General features: G+C 63.2%; 1 protein-coding gene. It reads right to left on the bottom strand.

Going from position 1 to position 987, the window contains the following annotated elements:
- Positions 1 to 18: 18 nt before the first annotated feature.
- Positions 19 to 987 (bottom strand): ISAs1 family transposase (locus NKJ26_RS33420; RefSeq protein ID WP_352700112.1); only part of this gene is annotated, 969 nt, incomplete at its 5' end.

Here is a 987-nt window from a genome sequence, read left to right as displayed (position 1 = left end):
CAGGGCAACGAGTCCAGGTTAACGGGCTTGGAGTGCGGCCATGAGGTAGTCGGTGTCCCAGGTCGCGAGTTTACGCTTGCCCTTGATGGACTGTTTGCCGGGCATGGCGCGGATGAGATTGAGGGCGAGATGGCGGACCATTGCCATGTTTGTGGCGCCGTGGCCGCGGCGCAGGCGCGATTGGTCCTCCTTGAACTGGACATCGAGAACCCAGTGCAGGCCGTTCTCGATGCCCCAATGGGCTCTGGCGGCCTCGGCGAAGGCTTTCGCGGTGAGGATGCGGGAGGAGATGTAGCATCGTCGCTCGACCCTGGCCTCGGCGCCCGTCTCGATGCGAGTCTCGACCATGGCGATGGTACCGAGGCTCTTGAAGCGCGGCTCATCGGGATAGCGCCGCTTGCCGCTCATCCAGTCGACACGCTGCGAGACGAGATGGCGGCGCGTCTCGATACGGCCATGGGCCTTCTCGACCTGGGTGAGCGTATCGATCTCATCGGCGGGAGCGGCGTCGAAATAGAGCTGGATCTCGGCATGGGCGGTCTTCTGATTGTCCTTGGTGGCCAGCAGATAGTCGCCGCCGAGATCGACGATCGTCTCGGCAATGTCGGACTGGCAGCCCATGGCGTCGATGGAAACGAGACTGCCCGAAAGCGCTCCGCAAGCGGCCAACTCTTTCAGCAGCAGGGGAATGGCCGTGATCTCATTGGATTTGTCGGCCACCGCCAGTTGCCCCAGCACGAGGCTATGGGTTGTCGCATAGGCCGAGACGAGATGTAACGCCGCCTGTCCACGTCCGCGATCGTGGCTGCCACGTGAGGTCTTGCCATCAATGGCGATCTGGCCGACCGCTTCGGGCAGACGCTCGGCAACGAAGGCCATAAAGCAGGAGGCGAACAGGTCCGGCCCGATCCGGTTCATCACCACCCGCAGCCAGTCGGCGCAGGGAATGCCGAAATAGTAGGGCTGCAGACGCCGCAGGAAGTCGAG

Origin of the sequence: Mesorhizobium sp. M0152 (assembly GCF_040322415.1) — a bacterium.
In the GTDB taxonomy this organism is placed as follows: domain Bacteria; phylum Pseudomonadota; class Alphaproteobacteria; order Rhizobiales; family Rhizobiaceae; genus Mesorhizobium.
The sequence above is the reverse complement of the archived record's forward strand: the minus strand, read 5'-3'. Positions and strand labels throughout refer to the sequence as shown.